The sequence below is a fragment of the Sphingobacterium athyrii genome (assembly GCF_003071065.1).
Lineage (GTDB): Bacteria > Bacteroidota > Bacteroidia > Sphingobacteriales > Sphingobacteriaceae > Sphingobacterium > Sphingobacterium athyrii.
On sequence record NZ_QCXX01000003.1, the window covers coordinates 259,255 to 279,278 of the forward strand.

15 protein-coding genes and 1 pseudogene are annotated in these 20,024 nt (G+C 39.3%); 12 read left to right on the forward strand and 4 right to left on the reverse strand.

Features of this window, described 5'->3' with window-relative positions:
• Window positions 1–422: 422 nt before the first annotated feature.
• On the reverse strand, window positions 423–1,019 hold the full coding sequence (locus tag DCO56_RS11630; protein ID WP_146191033.1) for a hypothetical protein: 597 nt from the start codon (window positions 1,017–1,019) through the stop codon (window positions 423–425).
• A 176-nt stretch (window positions 1,020–1,195) separates the two neighbouring features.
• Window positions 1,196–1,663, reverse strand: a pseudogene (locus DCO56_RS11635) (Crp/Fnr family transcriptional regulator); the annotation flags it as partial.
• A gap of 590 nt (window positions 1,664–2,253) precedes the next feature.
• Here DCO56_RS11635 and DCO56_RS11640 point away from each other — a divergent pair.
• The 8 genes from DCO56_RS11640 to DCO56_RS11675 all read left to right on the forward strand — a co-directional run bounded on the left by DCO56_RS11640 (window position 2,254) and on the right by DCO56_RS11675 (window position 13,005).
• Window positions 2,254–2,847 (forward strand): RNA polymerase sigma factor, encoded by a 594-nt coding sequence (locus tag DCO56_RS11640; RefSeq protein WP_108633948.1) that lies wholly within the window; start codon window positions 2,254–2,256, stop codon window positions 2,845–2,847.
• A 99-nt stretch (window positions 2,848–2,946) separates the two neighbouring features.
• On the forward strand, window positions 2,947–4,089 hold the full coding sequence (locus DCO56_RS11645) for a FecR family protein (protein ID WP_108633949.1): 1,143 nt from the start codon (window positions 2,947–2,949) through the stop codon (window positions 4,087–4,089).
• Window positions 4,090–4,179: 90 nt separating this feature from the next.
• Entirely contained in the window at window positions 4,180–7,806 is a 3,627-nt protein-coding gene (locus DCO56_RS11650; protein ID WP_108633950.1) for a SusC/RagA family TonB-linked outer membrane protein, read from the forward strand.
• A 14-nt stretch (window positions 7,807–7,820) separates the two neighbouring features.
• Window positions 7,821–9,269, forward strand: coding sequence for a RagB/SusD family nutrient uptake outer membrane protein (locus tag DCO56_RS11655; RefSeq protein ID WP_108633951.1), 1,449 nt, complete (start codon window positions 7,821–7,823; stop codon window positions 9,267–9,269).
• 79 nt (window positions 9,270–9,348) lie between these two features.
• Complete coding sequence (locus DCO56_RS11660) at window positions 9,349–10,539, forward strand: thioredoxin family protein (RefSeq protein WP_181390528.1); 1,191 nt, start codon at window positions 9,349–9,351, stop codon at window positions 10,537–10,539.
• 8 nt (window positions 10,540–10,547) lie between these two features.
• Window positions 10,548–11,696 carry a TlpA disulfide reductase family protein gene (locus DCO56_RS11665; RefSeq protein WP_108633953.1) on the forward strand — a complete coding sequence of 383 codons (1,149 nt, stop codon included), beginning with the start codon at window positions 10,548–10,550 and terminating at the stop codon, window positions 11,694–11,696.
• A gap of 371 nt (window positions 11,697–12,067) precedes the next feature.
• A complete protein-coding gene (locus DCO56_RS29980) occupies window positions 12,068–12,172 on the forward strand; it encodes a DNA polymerase ligase N-terminal domain-containing protein (RefSeq protein WP_342749296.1) in 105 nt (34 codons plus the stop codon).
• A gap of 197 nt (window positions 12,173–12,369) precedes the next feature.
• Entirely contained in the window at window positions 12,370–13,005 is a 636-nt protein-coding gene (locus tag DCO56_RS11675; RefSeq protein WP_108633954.1) for an MgtC/SapB family protein, read from the forward strand.
• A gap of 326 nt (window positions 13,006–13,331) precedes the next feature.
• Here DCO56_RS11675 and DCO56_RS11680 read toward each other — a convergent pair whose 3' ends face one another.
• Together DCO56_RS11680 and DCO56_RS11685 are read right to left on the reverse strand one after the other, a co-directional pair.
• Window positions 13,332–13,649, reverse strand: a complete 318-nt coding sequence (locus DCO56_RS11680; protein ID WP_108634529.1) for a Cif family virulence factor — start codon at window positions 13,647–13,649, stop codon at window positions 13,332–13,334.
• Window positions 13,650–13,672: 23 nt separating this feature from the next.
• Window positions 13,673–14,464 carry an SDR family oxidoreductase gene (locus tag DCO56_RS11685; protein ID WP_108633955.1) on the reverse strand — a complete coding sequence of 264 codons (792 nt, stop codon included), beginning with the start codon at window positions 14,462–14,464 and terminating at the stop codon, window positions 13,673–13,675.
• Between the two features lie 128 nt (window positions 14,465–14,592).
• Here DCO56_RS11685 and DCO56_RS11690 point away from each other — a divergent pair, with 128 nt between their 5' ends.
• The 4 genes from DCO56_RS11690 (at window position 14,593) to DCO56_RS11705 (ending at window position 19,902) form a co-directional block, all read left to right on the forward strand.
• The gene (locus tag DCO56_RS11690) at window positions 14,593–14,952 is read left to right on the forward strand and encodes a winged helix-turn-helix transcriptional regulator (RefSeq protein WP_108633956.1); all 360 of its coding nucleotides are present in this window, start codon (window positions 14,593–14,595) and stop codon (window positions 14,950–14,952) included.
• 242 nt (window positions 14,953–15,194) lie between these two features.
• Entirely contained in the window at window positions 15,195–15,719 is a 525-nt protein-coding gene (locus DCO56_RS11695) for an RNA polymerase sigma factor (RefSeq protein WP_108633957.1), read from the forward strand.
• Window positions 15,720–15,802: 83 nt separating this feature from the next.
• The gene (locus DCO56_RS11700; protein ID WP_108633958.1) at window positions 15,803–16,861 is read left to right on the forward strand and encodes a FecR family protein; all 1,059 of its coding nucleotides are present in this window, start codon (window positions 15,803–15,805) and stop codon (window positions 16,859–16,861) included.
• A gap of 5 nt (window positions 16,862–16,866) precedes the next feature.
• Complete coding sequence (locus DCO56_RS11705; RefSeq protein ID WP_108633959.1) at window positions 16,867–19,902, forward strand: SusC/RagA family TonB-linked outer membrane protein; 3,036 nt, start codon at window positions 16,867–16,869, stop codon at window positions 19,900–19,902.
• Window positions 19,903–20,024 lie beyond the last annotated feature (122 nt).

Consider the following 20,024-nt stretch of genomic DNA (forward strand, 5'->3'; position numbering starts at 1 on the left):
AATACATCCAAAAGAGTGTAATTTACAAATGAAATTTATCCAATTTCGTTAGTTTTATAAGGATGAACATATTTGTGAAAATTGAATTTGGAAATGGGCAAATGATCCGTTCACAAAGGATAAAATACCAGATAAAAATGGACAATTCGATGTCTTTTGAAAATGGTAGAGGGTATTAATAATTATGATGCTTACGAAGAATTTGAAGATCTCAAGCAGTTTGAAATGTATTTGTAGGATCGGAAGAAAGTCATAAGATAAGTTCCCAAATTGGTTTCAATATGCTGTTAATAAAATTAATGAATAAGATTTTTTTGTAAAAGTTAGCCAGCCTCTAATAAAAGACACACAATTTTATGGAAGAAGCTAAAAGATAAAACGCGTATTGATTTTAACGGCAATTATTTTTTTATTGCCATAGCTTATTGTTTCCACTTTACTTTTCCGTTATGGTCATACATTTCGATAGAAGGGTTGCCTAGACTGTCAACCTTTAAAACAATTCTCGGTACTTCATTATTATCTTTCATCACCAAAGATGCATTCCCGTTTTCCGTTAGCAGGTTGATGCGGTTGATATTATGTCCAGGCTTACCGGATAGATCTTTATCGTTAATCAATAGACCAGCCCTGAAATAATTGTCATGTTTATTATCTTGTGCCAGGATACCGATGGCATCGGCATTCTGATAATCAAAAGCCAGTGCATTCAGATTAGTCTCCTCATTATCAGTGATTGCAAAACCGCCTCTTTCGTCGCCGTTTTTATCGAAGAAAATCAGGCCTGCAGGAGAATAAGCCCTTTTGTACGTTTTGCCGTTGATAATGGGTTGCGGAATGTTATCCGTGTTTGCAATAACGATACGGTTTTTTCCCGATCTGTCCTTGATATCTATTCTTTCCGCGTTTAGGTTTTGCTTGTTGTTTAAATAAAAGTAGGTTGCACAAGCCATCAGTACGATATTGGAAAGAATAAGAGCAATTAAAAATATTTTTAGTGTTTTAGAAATTGTTTGCATAATTTAATATTCGTTTTTAGTTATTACTTTCTTATATTGAGTTAGTTAAGTAGTTATACTTTGTGTTTTATTCCAGATTAACACCCCATAATCTGCATTATTTTTGCTTTTTATAAGGCAAAAATAATGTGTGGTTTCGAGGATACCCTTTACATAGGTTGAGTGCAATGAATTTTTTATCTGGTCAGTTCTTTCCGTATTCTGCTCAACTGTGTCGGGGTGATGCTCAGGTGCGAAGCAATATATTGTAGTGGAATTCTGTTGTCTATTCCCGGATGCGTTTGCAGCAATTTTAAATACCTTGTAGTCGCACTTTCGGTCAGTAAGGAAATTTCTCTTTCTTCATTAATGACTATCCATTTTTTCTCCAGATAAGCAATGTACAGGTTCTTTAATTCATCATTTTGATTAATGGCAGCTCTTGTTTGATGGTAGGGCACACATACCACTGTGGTATTTTCAATAGCTTGCAGTGTAAATTCGTTGGGGGTTTTTATGATTGCCGAAAATCTGGTACTTGCAAAATCTCTCTCCAAATAAATCCATTTATTCCAGACAGCTCCTTTTTCATCTATAAAATAGGAGTTTAAAGCACCTTGACACACAAAGAAAATGTCATTGGCGACACGCCCTTCTCTTATTAAAACCTCATTTTTTTAAATTGCTGAATGTATACAGTGTCGGCCAATAAATCAAATGCCTTATCCGAAATAGGATACACGTTCAAAAGAGCTTCCTTAAAGTCTGTGAGATATTTTTCTGTTTCCGTCATTTGCTGTAATGGGATTATGTGATGATACTACTTTCAAATAAATATAACGTATCTTTTAAATAGCTAAAATTGTTTTTTTCTTTTTGGTAAATAATCCGTTATCTTTCCGGGCGTTGAGCCTATACCGACGGAAAGACTTATATGCTGCATCTCCCAGTCATGTGCGCTATGATAGATCTGGCCACAACAAAATCATTTTTTCCTACATTTTTCAGCCATTTGTGCCTGACCGTCGCCTTAATTAAAATTCGACACGAAAGTCCTTGTTACAGGCGCCACAGGTTTCGTTCGAACAGCAGCAGTACAGGATTTGGGGAAAGAAGTTAGAAGTAAATTACAATATTTTGGATAATAATGCTTTTTTTTATTGAAATATAAAAGCAGATATATGTATAACTACAGAAAATGAAATTTTAAACTTTGACGGTTCATATTTATTTAAAATTTAAGTAATATTGAACTGTGAAAAACAAGGTAAAGCAAGAACTCAATAAACAAGATTTCATTGAATCTTTTCGTGAAGGTGAAAGGGGAGGTTTGAAGTTCTTGTACAAAACCTTTTATGCTCCAATGTGTTATTTTCTCGAAAAAATGAACTTGGATAAAGTTATTATAGAGGAAATTGTCCAAGATGTATTTTTTAAACTATGGGAAAGACGTGACGATTTTAATCATTTTGAGTCGATCCGGAGTTTTTTATATACAAGTTGTAGAAACGCAGCAATTAATCGGATTCAACAAAAGAAGAGATTACAACAGCTTGCTGATATCTATGCCACACAGGCTGATCTGATAGACTTGCCTGTCAGCCATCAAATGATTTATCTAGAAACGCTACGTGAAGTTCACAACGCTATAGAGACCTTGCCAGAACAGTGTCGGCATGTAATTTACAAGCTGGTCGTTGAAGATTTAAGTCCACAAGAAGTTGCGGTTTCCCTAGGTATTACCACAAGCACGGTTTACAATCAAAAGAAAAGAGGCATTGAACTTCTCAGACAAAGACTTAAGCCTGACCAGTTTTTTTGTCTACTTTTACTCCTGTTGTATTATTAGGATGTAAATTATAAACTTGATTTCCAATTGATTATAAAAATATCTTTCATCTCTTTAGAGAAACGAAATCAAAATATTGTTTTAAGTATATAAAGCAATATGGAGCACACACCCGAACATATCATCTATTTATTGAGCAAATCAAAACTTGAGGTATTAAGTGATGATGAACAATCACAGCTAGAATCTTGGCGCCTTAAAGCCGCTCCGAACCGAGAGGTATGTGATATGTTGGACAACAAGGAGATGCTGGCCAGAGATTTGGAAGTTTTGTCTACTTATGATTGGGAAGCATCCTTTGAAACTTTCGAACAGGAGTACCTGAGTACTCCGAAGATTATATTCCCTTTCAGATGGATTTGGTCATATGGCATCGCTGCTGTACTCATTGGCACCTTAACCTTATTCTTTGTTCGTTACCTGAGGGACGCAGGATATCAGGCAAATCCAGATGTAAAAATCCTTCCCGCCAAGACCGCTGGTACAATCTACTTGAAAAATGGAGATTCGATCGCTGTTACGCCTAAAGATACGGTGTTATCTTTAGCTGCTCCATCTAATATCGGGGGGAAGGGGAATGATAGCTTGCTTATTTCTACACCCAAAGGTGGTAAAATGGCTGTTCTATTACCGGATGGGACTAAAGTCTGGATGAATGCCGAGACCCAGTTGGATTATTACGAAATGGATAGTCTCAGACAGGTACAATTGATCGGTGAAGCTTATTTTGAGGTCGCAAAAAGTTATGTCCTTTCAGAAGAACATCCAAAATTGAAACCATTTATTGTTCAAACCGGAAATATTCAAGTGACAGTATTAGGTACACATTTTAATGTCAAGGCAAATCGAAATCTAAGTGATTTTAAAGCTACATTATACGAGGGAAAAGTAAGGGTTCAGCAGGGCGAGAGGCAGATTATTTTATCCCCTGGTGAAGAGGCTTATATCAATACGGGCCATATTCAAAGTAGAACCATAGATACTGAAATCGGCAATGCATTGAAGGATGGTTATTTTATATTCAACTCAGAACCACTGTCTGTTATTATGAAGGACATTTCTGTTTGGTACAATGTCAACGTGGTTTACCTTGACAATGAGATAAAACTGGAAAAATTTGAGGGAATGCTATCTCGTAATAGCCGTTTAAAAGAGATTATCAATGTATTAGAAAGTACTGGAAAAGTTAATTTCAAATTTAAAGAAAATACAATTTATGTAGATAAAAAACAATCTAAATGAAAAGACGAAGCCCTATACGCTTGCAACAAATAGGGCTTCTGGTCAAGCAATTCTAACTGTAACTGAATTTTAATTCTTAACCTAAAACAAATGTATAAAAATTATGCAGAAGTTTGTCGTGCCCTACACGACCAAACGGAAATTATGAAAAACAGCGATCGCACAGACTTTTGGGGAAGGTCGCATTGGAGGGGAAACATTATGCGTATATCGCTTACAACCATTATGATGTCCTGTTGTTTGCTTCATGTCGGAGCTAAAACTTATGGACAGAGTGTATCTATTAATGAAAAATCTGTTTCTTTGAGAAGAGTCTTTTCGACAATCAATAAACAGACAGGCTACTCCTACGTATGGGCAGCAAAGACTATTGATCCAGATACGAAAGTTCAGCTCAATGTTGAAAAAGGAACATTGAATGCAACACTTGAAAAATTATTGAATGATCTGAATCTTAGTTTTGAAATTAGGGGAAAGATTATCGTTGTACATGAAAAAGCCCAACAAGGGAAAATTGTTTCGGACCACAATAGTCTATCGGATCAAAAGATACTGATCAAGGGCTTTGTCGTTGATGATAATAATCGTCCATTACAAGGTGCGACCATTCGTGTAAAAGGTTCACCGCAAGGTACGACTACAGATCAAAATGGATATTTTGAAATAAGTAGCGTCAGTGCGAAGAATTTATTAGAGATTACGATGGTCGGATTTTCACCACTTTCATTGCCTGTGAAATCTGATCTTGGTAAGATTATGCTGCAAGCAATAGATGCGCAATTGCAGGAGGTCAACGTAACTGTAAATACCGGGTACCAAAAAATCAGTAAAGAACGAGCTGCTGGTTCCATCGCACAAGTCACTGCGAAAGATATGGAAGGACGGCTGCAACCAAATCTTTTGGATCGGATTGATGGCTTGCTTCCCGGCCTGAATCTGATTCGAAATACAGCTAGCCCTCAGAATAGTAAAAACAATTTGGGTATAGAAGTGCGAGGCCGTTCAACAATCAACGCTCAAGCGGCTCCTTTGATCGTCGTTGACGGTATGCCTTATGAAGGAGACCTCACTGCTATCAACCCCAATGATATTGCTTCTATAACTGTTTTAAAAGATGCTTCAGCGGCATCAATCTACGGTGTACGATCGTCCAATGGAGTTATCGTCATTACAACAAAGATCGGTACAGCTGGTAAATCAAAAGTCGATTATACCAATACCTTGTCTTTTCGCGGGCTGCCAAGTCGCAATTATCTGAATAAGATGAGTAGTGCTGAATTGGTGGATTTTCAAAAAGAAATGTTTGATTATCGTTCTGGCGATTATGCTGCGATAGACCCCAGAAAGGCTATGAATGACGTATACAGAATTCTCTATAACAAGAAAGGTGGTGTTATCTCAGGGGAGGAAATGGAGAAACAGTTGGATATTTACCGAAATAGAGATCGTTTTGGTCAGATGGGCGAATTCTTAAATACGACTCGGTTTGACCAACAGCATAATTTGGCGATCTCCGGCGGTTCGGATCGTTACACCTATCACTATTCGCTTAACTATACACAACCTGGTGACTATAACAAAGGAAAGCCCACCAACAAAGAGGTGGGATTTAGTTTGAAAAATAACTTTAAGTTTACTGATTGGTTTAATTTAAGAGCGAATATTCTAGGGAAAAATCAAAATAGAGAGGGAGACATTGGTTTCAATTTTTACGACAATTATATTGGCGGCAAAGCTTCATATTATCTTCTCCGTAATGAGGACGGTTCCGCTTCCCAGTGGTATAACTCAAAATCTCAATTTGAAATAGACCGATTAAATGGGCTAGGCCTGGAAGACGAAACTTATATACCACTAAATCATGTTTCTGCTGTACATGAAAAGTTTTATAATAAATATCTCAATTTAAATTTTGCAGCAAACTTTAAGATCATTAAAGGGTTGGAATTCGACTTATCTTATCAGAGTGAAAGGACCGAAGGTTATAATGGAACATTAAATAGAAAAAGATCACAATTGGTCAGTGCCATGGTCAACGATGCTACACAGATAGGAAAAGATGGATTAATAAAACGCAATATTCCCCAGGGAGGACAATTTTCAGAACAACGTAATGATGTCAATAGTTATACCTTACGTGGTCAGTTCAACTATCAGAACTCCATCCATGATAAACATGAAATCATTGCCATAGCAGGTGCTGAACGCAGACAAATTAATAATCGATATACCAATATCTATAAATATGGCTATGATGAAAGCAGTTTAGTTTATAAAGGAATTAACGAAGAGTTGTTCGGAATCCAAATTCAAAATACACAAGCACTGTTCAATAGCTATACCATTTCCAGAAATAAAGATGAGGGCTTCCGCGATGTGATTGATAGATTTGTTTCTTTTTATGCTAACGGATCTTATACGTATAATCAGAAACTTACCTTGAGTGGAAGTATACGTATGGATCAATCGAACCTGTTCGGAACCGATATCAAAAATCAATATAAACCGCTGTGGTCTGTAGGGGCGTTGTATCATTTGCCAAAAATAGATTGGCAGCCGCTAGATCGCTGGTCTCTGCGAATGACCTATGGCGTGAACGGGAATGTACCGAAAGATAACGGACCTTATCTGATTTCGCGGGTCAGTAATAGTTTAAACTATTTTAATGGTGAAATGCAGGCCTATATTGCTTCGCCACCTAATCCGCTGTTACGGTGGGAGCGGACAAGTGTATTCAACGTTGGACTTGACCTTTCCCTATTCCATAATAGACTTTCCACTTCTATAGACATTTATAACAAAAAAACGACAGATCTTTTGGGAAATACCCCATTAGATCCAACATTGGGATGGGATGTCGTGCTGCTCAATTATGGGGATATGCAAAATAGGGGTATTGAATTGGGGCTTAACGGCAAAATTATTCGGCACGAAAAGTTCAGCTGGAACAGTACCTTGAATTTCAGTTACAATAAAAATGAGATCACGAATCTGTTTGTCGAGCAGAATACGCCTTACTATTATTATTATGCTCCGCAAAACCGTGTCGGTATTCCGATGGGAAGTTTATATAGCATCGATTATGCTGGCTTGAACGATAAAGGAAGACCCTTGGCAAGAAAGGCTGACGGCAGTTTGGTTGAGAATACACAGCAGCTGACGGTCGACGATCTCATTTATGAAGGAACGACAATTCCGCCGTATAATTTTTCTTTAAGAAATGGGTTTAGCTATAAAGATTTTACCTTTTCCTTTATGTTTATTTTCAATGGGGGCCATGTGATGCGCGGTGTTCGACCAGAGTTCTTGAGCAAATACGCCGAACTGAATTATAACAGTAACTTCGATAAGCTTTGGTTGAATTACTGGAAAAAACCGGGGGATGAAAATAACCCAGATATTGCTCCTGCTTTCATTTCAGCGGCCTCCGGAAATATCTCAGATATCTATAATGCAGCACATAAGTTTGTTCAAAAGGCAGATTATATTAAGTTGAGAGATGTTTCACTATCCTATAATTTTCCAGGTAAATGGGTTGTACCGACCAAACTGAGTTATATCCGATTGACAGGGCAGGTATTAAATGCTTGGCGCTGGGCCGCAAATAAGGATAATCTCGATCCTGAAGTCTGGACCGGATTTAGTTCGGTAAGTAGCCCAAGTAGGGGAGTATTGGCTCCAGTGGTATATAATTTAGGCGTATCTGTAGGATTTTAAAAAAGGAAAACATAATGAAAAAAATATATATTGGATTGTTATTTGGCTTATTGACTTTGAACAGCTGCAATAAGTACTTAGATATAAAACCCAAGGGGTTCACGATTCCAGAAGCTCTTAACGATTACAAGTTATTATTAAATGACCAGTCGTTGGTACGTGCCTCTCCCGTTTATCCAAACTATCTGGCGGATAACCTCCAATCGGGTGATCCACAGGATGTGCAGTCCGCAGCTAGTTTTGATTACTATGATTATGTCAAAAAGCAGCTATACAGTCTTGCTCATGGCGCAATATTCGAAGATGGCCAGTATGACCCCTATTGGGAAACGGCATATAGCCATATCTTTACTTACAACGTAATTATAAATAATGTACTAACTTCATCCGATGGTTCGGAGGCTGAGAAAAAAAGGATATGGGCTGAAGCAAAAATTGGCCGTGCATTTGAGTACCTAAGCCTGGTCAATATCTATGCTGCCCATTATAACCCAGCTAGTGCGGATAAGGACTTAGGTGTACCGTTAGTTTTGCAAGAAGATATAAATCAAAAATATGAACGTGTGTCAGTACAGGTTATCTATGACCAAGTATTAAAAGATCTTAATGAGGCACTTCCTAATTTAAGCACAACACAATCAAATAAATTTCAGGCAGTACGCTTCGTGGGATATTCTTTTTTGAGTCGTGTTTACCTGTATCAGGGGAAATTCAAAGAGGCTTTAGAGAATGTCAAGCAGGCCCTAGCCAATAATAGAAATTTGATCGACTATAGCTTATATACAAATAAGGACAAAACAACATGGGGAAGGGTTTGCTTAAAGACGGATAATACAGTACAATTCCCAGATTCAAGAACCAATATTGAAGCCGTATGGTCAAGATTAGGTACAAGTTCATTGGGGACACAAAATGCTGAATTTTATGCATCGAAAGAACTGATAGATACTTATGCCAAAGATCTTCCAGCTGGAGCGAATGACAAGCGCTACGAATTATTTTTCTGTCGCGATCAAGCCTCCTTTGGCCCTAATTTAGTCAAATTTCCTGGACGTGTGCTTTATGCCCCATATGTTGAATTCAGTACAGGATTTAATACGCCAGAATTATTTTTGATCGCAGCGGAAGCAGCAGCGCGTAGTGGAAACACTGTAGAGGCTTTAGATTTCTTGAATACGCTAAGAAATAGTCGTATTGAAAATAATAGGGCATTGACAACTAGTGATCCGAAAGTGGTGCTACAGTTGGTTCTAGAAGAAAGACGCCGTGAGATGCCTTTTACGGCTTCTGATAGATTGATTGACCTGAAGCGTTTGGTTATTGCGGACAATTATAAGAAATCAATTAAGCATCCACTGGCCGATAAAGTATTTGAGATGGAATCAACAGACCTTAGGATGGTACTTCCTGTTCCGCCAAAAGTGCTTTCCTTAAATCCAGGAATTCCTCAGTATGAACGATAAAAAAATATAAATGCTTTTACCTGATCAATCTTTGCCGATCATACGCAAAGATTGGTTCGAAGTTTTAAAAAATACTTTCATGAAGAAACTGCTATTAACATCGCTGGCCTTTGTACAGTCTGTAATATTGCTGGCACAAGAACATATACAATTCCAAAAGCTAACTTTTAGCGAGGCGAAGGAATTGGCAAAAAAAGAAAATAAACTGATCTTTTTAGATGGTTTTACCTCTTGGTGTGCACCCTGTAAATGGATGGAAGGCAATGTGTTTTCACAGCCCGAAGTTGCGGAATACTTTAATTCGAAATTTATTAATACCAAGTTCGATTGTGAGGTAGGTGAGGGAGTGGACATTGCAAAAAAATATCAGATAAAAAGCTTTCCTACCTATTTGTTTCTCGACGGACAGGGGACATTAATCTATAGAACACAGTCCCGTATGGAGGCTGATCTTTTCCTAAAGCAGGCGCAACAAGCGAATGATCCTAATTATCAGATTCCGAATCTACGCAGGCAGTATGATCAGGGAGCTCGTGAATCTAACTTTCTATTGCGCTACATAAAAGTTATGGAACAAACGGACAATAAGGCTGCAAATGATGCAAAAAAAACGTTGGACAGTGTTGCCACTGATGAGTTCTTACGAAGTCCAAATGGTTGGGAAACGATCAAAATGATGGCACAGCGTATAGATGACCGTTACGGTAAATTTTTCGAATCAAACAAGACGTATTTTAAAAGCATAGCCTTGGCAACAGAATTTGAAAATAAGGAAATACAGCTCTTGCGGTATGCGATGTATGGTTACATCCGTGATAACAAAGCCGACGAATTTAAAAAGGGGCTGACCTATTTTGAAGAGTCAAATAAACCGGAGTACAAGATTGAGGCCGCAATGTATCAGGTTGAATGGGTCGCAGCTCATGGTACAGAAAATGAGTTTGTTTCGTTGACTGAAAACTTGCGGAAAGGGCTCCTAAAAGACGAGGATGAGAAGCTTAGTTTTATTGCCCGACGTAATGCCAATGCAAAAGGAGATGTCGCTAAACCTGTTATCCTTAAACAATGTTATATCTTGGCAAAACAGGCGGCAGAGCTGAATCCATCAAGCTATTCCAATCAGGGTACCTTGGCAGATATATGCATTGCATTGAAGAAAAAGAAAGAAGCGATCAAAGCGGCAGAAGCCGCGAGAGGTTTAGCCGAGCTGGAAACTTCAAAAATCATTAAACTGGCAGATGCGCTATTGGAGCGTGCCAAAGCACTTTAACAATCAACATGAAAAAAATATTTACAGCAGCTCTTTTGAGCCTATCTATGATTGGAATTGTCGTTGGACAAAAACAAGATTTTCAGCTGGATTTCAACGGACAGATCCATTCTTCAGAGGCCAAGGTATTTGTGCGCTATTTTGTTGGTCAAAAACTGAAAATAGATTCTGTCAGTTTAAAATCTTCAAATGTAACTTATAAGGGGCAAATCGATGAGCCTATGCAAGTTATGTTGTTTTATTCTAAAGATGGGGCTTCCTTCTTCAACAAGAAGGGAGGCCCCATGCAGCGTCTTACATTTTATGTAGACCCTCTTGAGGCCAATACAGAAATAGCTATTAAAGATCCTTTTGAATCATCTATTGTAAAAGGGGGGCAACTGCAGGTTGCTTATAAGAAATATCAGGATTATCTACGTCCCTACGAAAAGCAATTGGTCGCTCTGCAATCCCGACGTTCTGATTTGTATCAGGATAAAAATCGAAACGAAGAAGCAATGAAGCAAGTGTCAACTGAGGTCGAAAAACAAAACGAACTGCGTGTACAGGCACAGCGTAAATTTATTGTCGAAAATCCGGATAATTATTTTAGCTTACTGGCACTTCAGGAGGTAGCGCGGTATGGAAGTGATGTCAGCCTGATTGAACCTATGTTTCTCAAATTATCTGCTAACTTGCGAAAAACAGCAATAGGAGAGAAACTTGAAGGGGAAATCTTGCTTGCCAAGAAATTGGGGATTGGACAACCAGCACCGGATTTCGGACAATTGACACCAGATGGTCGATTGCTGAAATTATCGGATTTCAAGGGCAAATATGTATTGTTGGATTTTTGGGCTTCTTGGTGTGGTCCTTGTCGTGCAGAAAACCCACATTTAGTTGAAATCTATAAGCAATTTAAAGGACCTGCTTTTGAGATTTTGGGGATCTCACTTGATAAACCAGGAAAGAAAGATAATTGGACAAAAGCCATCGAACAAGATGGTTTGAAATGGCCACAGGTATCCGATCTAAATGGTTGGCAAAATAACGCTGCCCAGCTATATGGTGTTCAGGCTATTCCACAAAATTATCTAATATCCCCTGAAGGTAAGATCGTAGGCATTAATTTAAAAGGCAAACAACTAGCTGATAAACTTGCGGAATTAATTAAATAAGGAAGATTTTTATAGATACTACGATGTTCTTGAGCGACCATATCTTCCTTATGTTTATTTCGTTTGTCAGTTTGTATTTAGCAGATTGCATACATTGTGGGATTATGATTGAAACGGTCCTACGAACCGTTAGAAATGGAAAGGGATAAAAAGATAAACATTCCAAAATCAAAAAATTTTACCTTCAAAAAAAGAATTGCCAATCTTTTTCAATTCGGCAGTCGTTCTAAAACAAATAATTAAACGGCTTAATTTTTGTATTCTTTTTCACCAAAATATTAATCCTTTTTAAACATTAGATCATGGCAGATAGCAAATTCAAAAAAGTCAAATCCGACAGAAACTAAGTCAGCGGATCAGAAAATTTCGAAATCCACGATGCTTCACATTTACATTATGACTTTTGCCTCGAAATGGATGGTGTTATAAAAAGCCAGGCTTTGCCGAAAGGTCTTTTCCATGGACTCAAAAGTTAAAAGACTAACGGTGATGGTGGAAGATACTTTATATGATAAATCTAGTTTGCATCGAAATGAATCTCTGGAACAGTCCGGTCAAGAAGCCCGAACATCCTACATTTTGCATAATAGGCAATTGATAGATTTTCGAAATAATATTTTAAAAACGAGCAAGATGCTCCAATAACAACAAATAATTTTAGCGCATTTTACTAATGGATTTTACTGTAGAAATTAAGGATATGATCGCGATGGTTGTCTCAATATTATGTGGTGGGGCAATCGGTTTTGAGCGTGAATACAAAAATAAGTCTGCTGGTTTTCGTACAATAATTTTAATTTCACTCGGGTCGACCATTTTTACGATAGTCTCTCAGCATGGCGCACAGACAGACGACCGAATTTCGGCAAATATCATAACAGGGATAGGTTTTATTGGTGCGGGTGTCATTTTTAAAGATAAAATTTCAGTACATGGTTTGACAACTGCTGCCGTAATCTGGACTTCGGCGGCAATTGGAATGACAGCTGGGATAGGTTACCATGCCTTAGCACTTTGTCTGACACTTATTACACTTGGAGTTTTGTTAATGGTTACCAGGGTAGAGCGAATAATTGCGCAGTTACAAAAGGAGCAGTTCTTGAGTGTAACTTTTCGTGATCCCAACTTCCATCAAATTGAAAATCTTGAAAGTGTTTTACAGGCAAAGGGGCTTATTTTAGAACGTATAGAAATTGCGAAAGACGACGATCATTTGATAGTAATATTTAAAGTATCTGGTAAAAAAGAGCTATTGGTAGAGATGAGCGAAACACTTGCCACGCGACTGGAAATCATCAGTTTTTCTTAAATGCTCTTAGTCTGGGTATACTGAAGCGTATTGACCCTTCAAAATTGAATTAGATTTAGGTTGATTGCTGGAAACCAAAACGAATGAGTCAGATAATACAATTAATCAGATTGTACCAATGACGTTAACAGAATAAAAAACAGCGCGATTCCATACCGAAGAACTTCTTAAACAAGAAGATCCTCTGTTGGGAAAATCGTTCCATGCAGGGATTCCTGCTTACAAAGCAGATAAGTTTGAGTTCCTAAAAAGTCGTCTTGACTCTTAGGTGTAAACGCAAAAAGCTGAGGTTTATACTTCAGCTTAAACTAATTAGTACATCGCAGCTAAGTAGTTATTTTCAGGTACTTAATTTGGCCGTTAGACAACTTGAAATGATATTTTAAAGCAACGGGACTACCGGGAAATGTACCTGAAATCTCCGCTGATAAGATGTTTTCGCTTTCATTAAGATCTAATGGCGTCATAGTTGCCCTGTATTCTTTGTTGGCTATATTAATCCAGTTTTCAATTTCAATTTTTCCATTGTGTGTTTTTCCCTCGTCAAATACTTTTGCATCTTCAGTAAAACAATTTGCGTAAGCCGCACTGTCAAATTCGTTTTGCGCCTTCACTAGTTCGCGGATAACGATTGGTAAATTCATGTTTTCCATTATTTAGATGATTATTAAATGGTCGGTACTGTTCCACCGTCAATTACATATTCTGTTCCTGTGAGATAACTTGCTCTCGGGGAAACAAGGAAGCCAACAAGTTCAGCTACTTCTGCAGGTTCAGCAGGTCTCCCGAAAGGAATTCCTCCCAATGCATCCATTACGCCCTGTTGCGCTTCTTTTACGGTACTATTGGAGTTTTTTGCAATATCGCCCAACCAGGCCTCTGATGCAGTGGTATTTATCCAGCCGGGCGAAACCGTCAGTACACGAATGCCTTTAGGAGTAACTTCGTTTGATAAGCTTTTGCTATAGTTTCTCAATCCTGCTTTTGCCGTTGCGTAAGGTAACGTTGAATCATACAGAGGTAGTTTGCCCTGAATAGACGCAATGTGGATGATCACTCCGTTTTCGCGTTCTATCATTTGCGGTAAAAAGCCCCTGTCCAGACGAATTGGAGCCAAAAGGTTAGCCTGTAGTGTAGATTCCCAATCCTCATCGCTAAGCACAGCGAACCCGCCTACAGGCGTAGAAGATCCACCAAGGTTGTTTATCAGGATATCTAGTCTGCCATAGCTCGAAAGCACTTCGCTCACTACTTTTTTTGCTCCCTCTGCTGTACTCAGATCGGAGGCAATGAAATGCAGATTGCTGTTTTCTAGTTCGGGTGCATTTCTGGCGGTAATGACAACTGTTGCACCAGCCTGTAGCAGCCTTTCCGCAATAGCTCTTCCAGTACCATTTGTACCTCCTGTTACCAAGGCAATCTTGTCTGATAACTCATTGTTGAAATTAAATTGTTCCATTTTTATGAATTGTTTATAGGACAAAATTGGGGTATAAAAACAGCCTGTACAAGTACGGAGTTACGATTCATATAGGGATAAATTTATCCTCTATTGTACAAATCGGAACATACCTTTAATTTTGAAATATGTATGAGAGAAAAATAACTCCGAATCTGAACTGCGGTCTTGACTTGATAGGTGAAGTGCTTTACGGCAAATGGAAAATACGACTGCTCTGGTTTATTGAACAAGGTCACAAAAGACCCAGTGAATTGCAGCGTAAAATACCGGATGCCTCTCGACGGGTACTGAACATCCAACTGAAAGAACTGGAGGATCATGAGCTTGTCATGAAGAAAATATATCCAGTCGTGCCACCTAAAGTAGAATATTCGCTCACAGATTTTGGGAAGAGTTTGATTCCGGTAATTTCCGCATTGGGACGCTGGGGTGATCAACACGAAGATAGACTGAGGAGAGTAATCTTAAAAAGAATTCCAAGATAAGTGGAGGGAAATATCGCTACAGCCATTTCACGAATGTACCCATTATGATGATGCGTCATTAGACTTAGTTCCTCAAAACCCATCATCGTTTCAACATTGTTTTCCGTTGTGGATATATGGACGAAATATGTATTTAAGTTTCATCCTCTTACAACTAAAGCGACCAAGCAACTTTAACCCATCTTTATTTAATATTTATAATACCTTAACTTTAACTTTACCTTGATGGATTACTTTTGGGCATGCAACATATAAAGCCTATCAAATCTGCTGATCAGAAAAGCTTCAATATCGTATTTGAAAAGTACCATCGTCAGATCTACGGTTTCGTACAAAAACGGACACAATCAGACTATATTGCACAAGAAGTTACCCAATTGACCTTTATCAAACTGTGGAATCAACGGGAAAAGCTCGATGAAGAACTGAGTATCCTGGTGCAGTTGTTCGGTATGGCGAGACAGGTCATGATAGATCTCCTACGCAAGGAAGCTACACGTTTCAAATATGAAGGCCAAACGGCATCCACTCCCTTTACAGATAGTCTGATTCGTGCGATAGAAAACAAGGACCTTTTACGAATGATGGAAAAAGATATTCAAAATATGCCAACCATGCGCCGCAAGGTGTTTGAACTGAGCCGCAAAGAAGGACTTTCCCACAAAGAGATAGCGGCACATTTTTCTATTTCTACAAAAACAGTGGAACAGCATATCAGTAAGGCGCTTCTTCAACTCAAACAGCACCTATATTCGATTACGCTGTAAGTCCTCCATGTTAAGGATTAGGTTCTATTATTAAATAATTATTAAGTAGTAAGGGATATCGTGCTGGCCTGCGTAATAGGAGTATGAAGCATGATAAAAAGAAAAATCAAATCCGTAAGACGATCTGGAAAATGCCTTTTTTGGTCGACGAGCTGTTTAAGGATGAAGACTGGAATAAATACGAAACTACCGATCTAGAGGAAAAAGTCCCTAGCGAAGAGATGAAACTGCTAGTCCAAACCGCAATTGATAATCATGAGGAGTGCCGTGACCGCAAGTTACGCCTTAAATATAAAACCATACGATATCTAAGTTATACCGCGGCGGCGGCGATTCTCTTCTTCTTTTCCTTCCATTTTATTACCTGGTGGACAAAAGACAAGTTGTTGCCGTCATCCAGTAAAGTAGCTGTTGTGGCAAAGCCTAAGGCTTTGAAAGATACCAGCTGGACATTGATCGAAAATAAAAACCGACAAAGTGTGTTGCTCGATCTGCCCGATGGGTCTCATGTTCGTTTATTTGGGCAGAGTTACATTCGTTATGTAAAGGATTTTACTGAAAATGTCCGTGATATTGAACTTGTCGGTAGAGCTTACTTTGATATAGCGTCTGATCCTAAACGTCCTTTTTCGGTGATTGCTGCTGGAACTAAAACAACCGCTCTCGGGACCTCTTTTACGATTAATACGCGATTGAAGCATAAAACTGTGACTGTTACATTGCATACAGGCAAGGTGTTGGTGTCCTCTCTGACAAATCGTTTTAAACAAGTCTTTCTTGACGGCCCGGGCCAAAAGCTGCGAGTGGATAAGTTGGGATTGACTCAAGTGGACAGACCCGGTAAGGACGTCATAGCGAAAACTTCGGATTTGGCTTCGGCTGACTTACTAAATCTGAAAAATACACCAATGCCGGCTGTTTTACAGGCTTTAGAAACAGCATTCAAAAAACAGATTCATTTGGGTGACAACAATATAGCCGCGATTCATTATACAGGTGAAATCGATGTGAGCAAAGACAATTTAAGAGATATCCTCACAACAATCTGCTTAATCAATGAATTGCGCTTTGTCGCGAATGAGGATGGCAGCTATACCCTTTACAAACAAGAAAATACCATTACCGAACATATAAACAACTAACAGATATGCTCAGAAAAACAAATCCACGAAAAAAGAATCTGCTAATTTTTGCGTTGCTTTCTGCCGGGCTTTCCCAGGCATATGCGCAGCAACAGGTGAAAGGAGCTGTACAAAATGAAAAAGGGGAATTCCTCCCGGGGGTCAGCGTGAAGGCAATTCAGGTTAACGGTAGCCAGCGTGTGACCACAAGTACAAATAGTCAGGGTTTATTCCAATTCCAGAATTTAGTGGAACAAGCAGGCTATCAATTTGTATTTTCGGCTGTAGGATTTCAGTCCGATACACTATCGGGGTATGTCGTCGAAGCAAGAAAACCTTTATCGCTAAGCGTTAAGCTTCAGCAGAGTTCGGTTAAACTGGACGAAGTTGTCATCGGTTACGGTCGCGTATCAAGAAAAGATGTGACAAGCTCGATCACGACCGTTAAAGCTGAAGACGCTAATGTAGGGGTGTTTACTTCACCTGCGCAGATGCTGCAAGGTAAAGTTGCGGGCCTAACGATTTCGACAAATAATAGTAATCCCAATGCCACCCCTTCCATCAGTCTAAGAGGAGCATCAACATTGCGCAGTGGTGAAGCCATGGAACCTTATTATGTGATCGATGGGGTGCCCGGAGCTTCCCTGGCATTGGTGGCCCCTGATGACATCGAATCCATTGACGTGCTTCGAGACGCCTCAGCAACTGCTATTTATGGTTCCAAAGCCGCTAATGGTGTTATTATCGTCACAACGAAGCGCGGGAAATCTGGGCAAACCAGCATCAATTATAATGGCTATTTGGCGATCGACAAGGTTGCTAAGCATTATAAGATGATGAATGCAGCGCAATATCGGTCGTATGTCAATGACAATGGCTTTTCGATGGAACCTGCTGACGACTTAGGTGCAGATACCAATTGGGAGCGTGCGGTGGAGCGAATAGGGATATCCAACAATCATAATATTTCTATTCTCGGGGGTGGCGACCAAACTCAGTATAGTATTAGCCTCAATACCATAAAAAATAATGGCGTCATCAAAGGTACTGATATGGGGCGCCAAATCGCCCGTGCATTTTTGCAAACAAAGGCGCTCAACAACCGCCTGACAGCTTCTTTCAACATCAATGCCAGTATCACCAAACAACATGACGTACTTGCTTTAAATGACGGACTCAGTGTATATGATGCTATGTATTATTATCTGCCTGTCTCACCGATCAAAAATACCGATGGGTCCTGGTTTGAAAAATCAGATCGCTCCCAATACGCTAATCCGCTTTCACTGATTGAAGAAAATACAAATTTCTCCAAGAATAAAGTCATTCAGGCACATGCCAAGTTGGGCTATGAAATCCTAAATGGACTGACATATAACATGGACCTGTCTCTACAGAACAGACAGTTCAACAATGCACAATACTATTCAAGTTTATCAATGGCAGCCCGCAACCAAAACGGGAAGTCCATTCGTGCTGCAGTGGAGGATGAACGCAGGGTAATGGAAATGAACTTAAGGTATGAAAAGACATTTGCTGGAAAACATAAGTTGTCCGCGCTGGCCGGCTACTCCTGGGAAGAGAATAATAATAACGATGGCTTCCAGTTGACAACGTCGGATTATTACAACGATGATCTAAGTTATTATAACCCGGGAATGGCCAATGTAGTTGATCTACTCGGGTTTGGAAATTATTATTTGTCTACTTTGCGTATGATATCGGTCTATGGTCGTGTAAATTATGCTTACAATAGTAAATACTTGCTGCAGGCAACTGTAAGACGTGATGGCTCGTCGGCCTTTGGTACGAACAACCGTTGGGCCACATTCCCTTCGGTATCTGCGGCATGGAGACTATCTGATGAATCTTTTATCCGTGAAATGGGGATTTTTGACGATCTCAAGCTACGTGCAGGATATGGTGTGAGTGGTAATTCGCTCGGCTTTGACGCCTTCACCGCACAGAGTGTACAAGGGGCATCCTCTAAGTTTTTTGATTATGTAAGTGCGGCGGGCCTAATCAGTCCATTACGTACGCTGCAGGTACTGCGCAATAGCAATCCTAATCTCAAATGGGAGACGACCAGCATGGTCAATCTCGGAATGGATTTCAGTGTTTTAAGCAATCGTCTGACAGGTTCGTTGGAAGTGTATAAAAAGAAGACAAGCGACCTGATCTATGACTATCAAGTCAGTCAATCAAAGTACATCTATCCGGTCTTGACAGCAAATGTCGGAGAAATTGAAAATCGTGGAATAGAACTGACGATGAATGCGAAGGCGATAGATAAACAGTTTTTTAAATGGAATACCGGACTGGTTGTGTCGCACAATACGAACAAGGTTGCCAGTATTGCCAATGAACAGTTTACTAAGGATTATATTGAGCTTTCGGATCTTGGTGGGGCAGGACAAAGTAATTTATTTCAGCAGCGTTTGACTCCGGGAGCTCCGATAGGACAATTCTATACATGGGAATGGGCGGGGTACAATGATAAGGGGATTTCAATCTTTTACGTTCATGATAGCAAAACCGGTGGGAGAACCGGTGAGACAACAACTACGCCACAGAAGAAAGATCAGGTAGTCACGGGAAGTCCCCAACCCAAGTTGACTCTCGGTTGGAGTAATGACCTGTCTTACAAAAATCTTTCATTGACCGGAATGTTTCAAGGAAGTTTTGGTCAAAAGATCCTGAACGCCACTCGAGCGCGTCATTCGAATGTGGTCGGGAATGCAGGGCAGAAAAATGTGCTTGCCAGCGTGTTGGAGACAGAGCGCATGACGGATATCAATGCTCATTATCTATCAGATCGGTATTTAGAGAACGGAAGTTTTTTGCGGTTAGCTTATGTGACCTTAGCCTACCATATTCCGGTCAAAAATATTCCTGTTAAAAACTTACGTGTTTATGCGACGATGAACAATGTGTTTGTCCTAACAAAATATAAAGGTATTGATCCAGAGGTAGGGCTGGGCGGACTGACGCCGGGAATCGACAACCGTCAGACTTATCCACGTACACGTACGTTTATGTTTGGACTTAACTTTAATTTATAGCGGACCAGGTATTGGACGAACCTGCCGTTTCCGTAAATGTATTGATGCTACTGTGAAAATTGGGTATTTCCGATTAAAGGGCATCATAAACTTAATGGGTTCATGAGATAAACAAAAAGCAT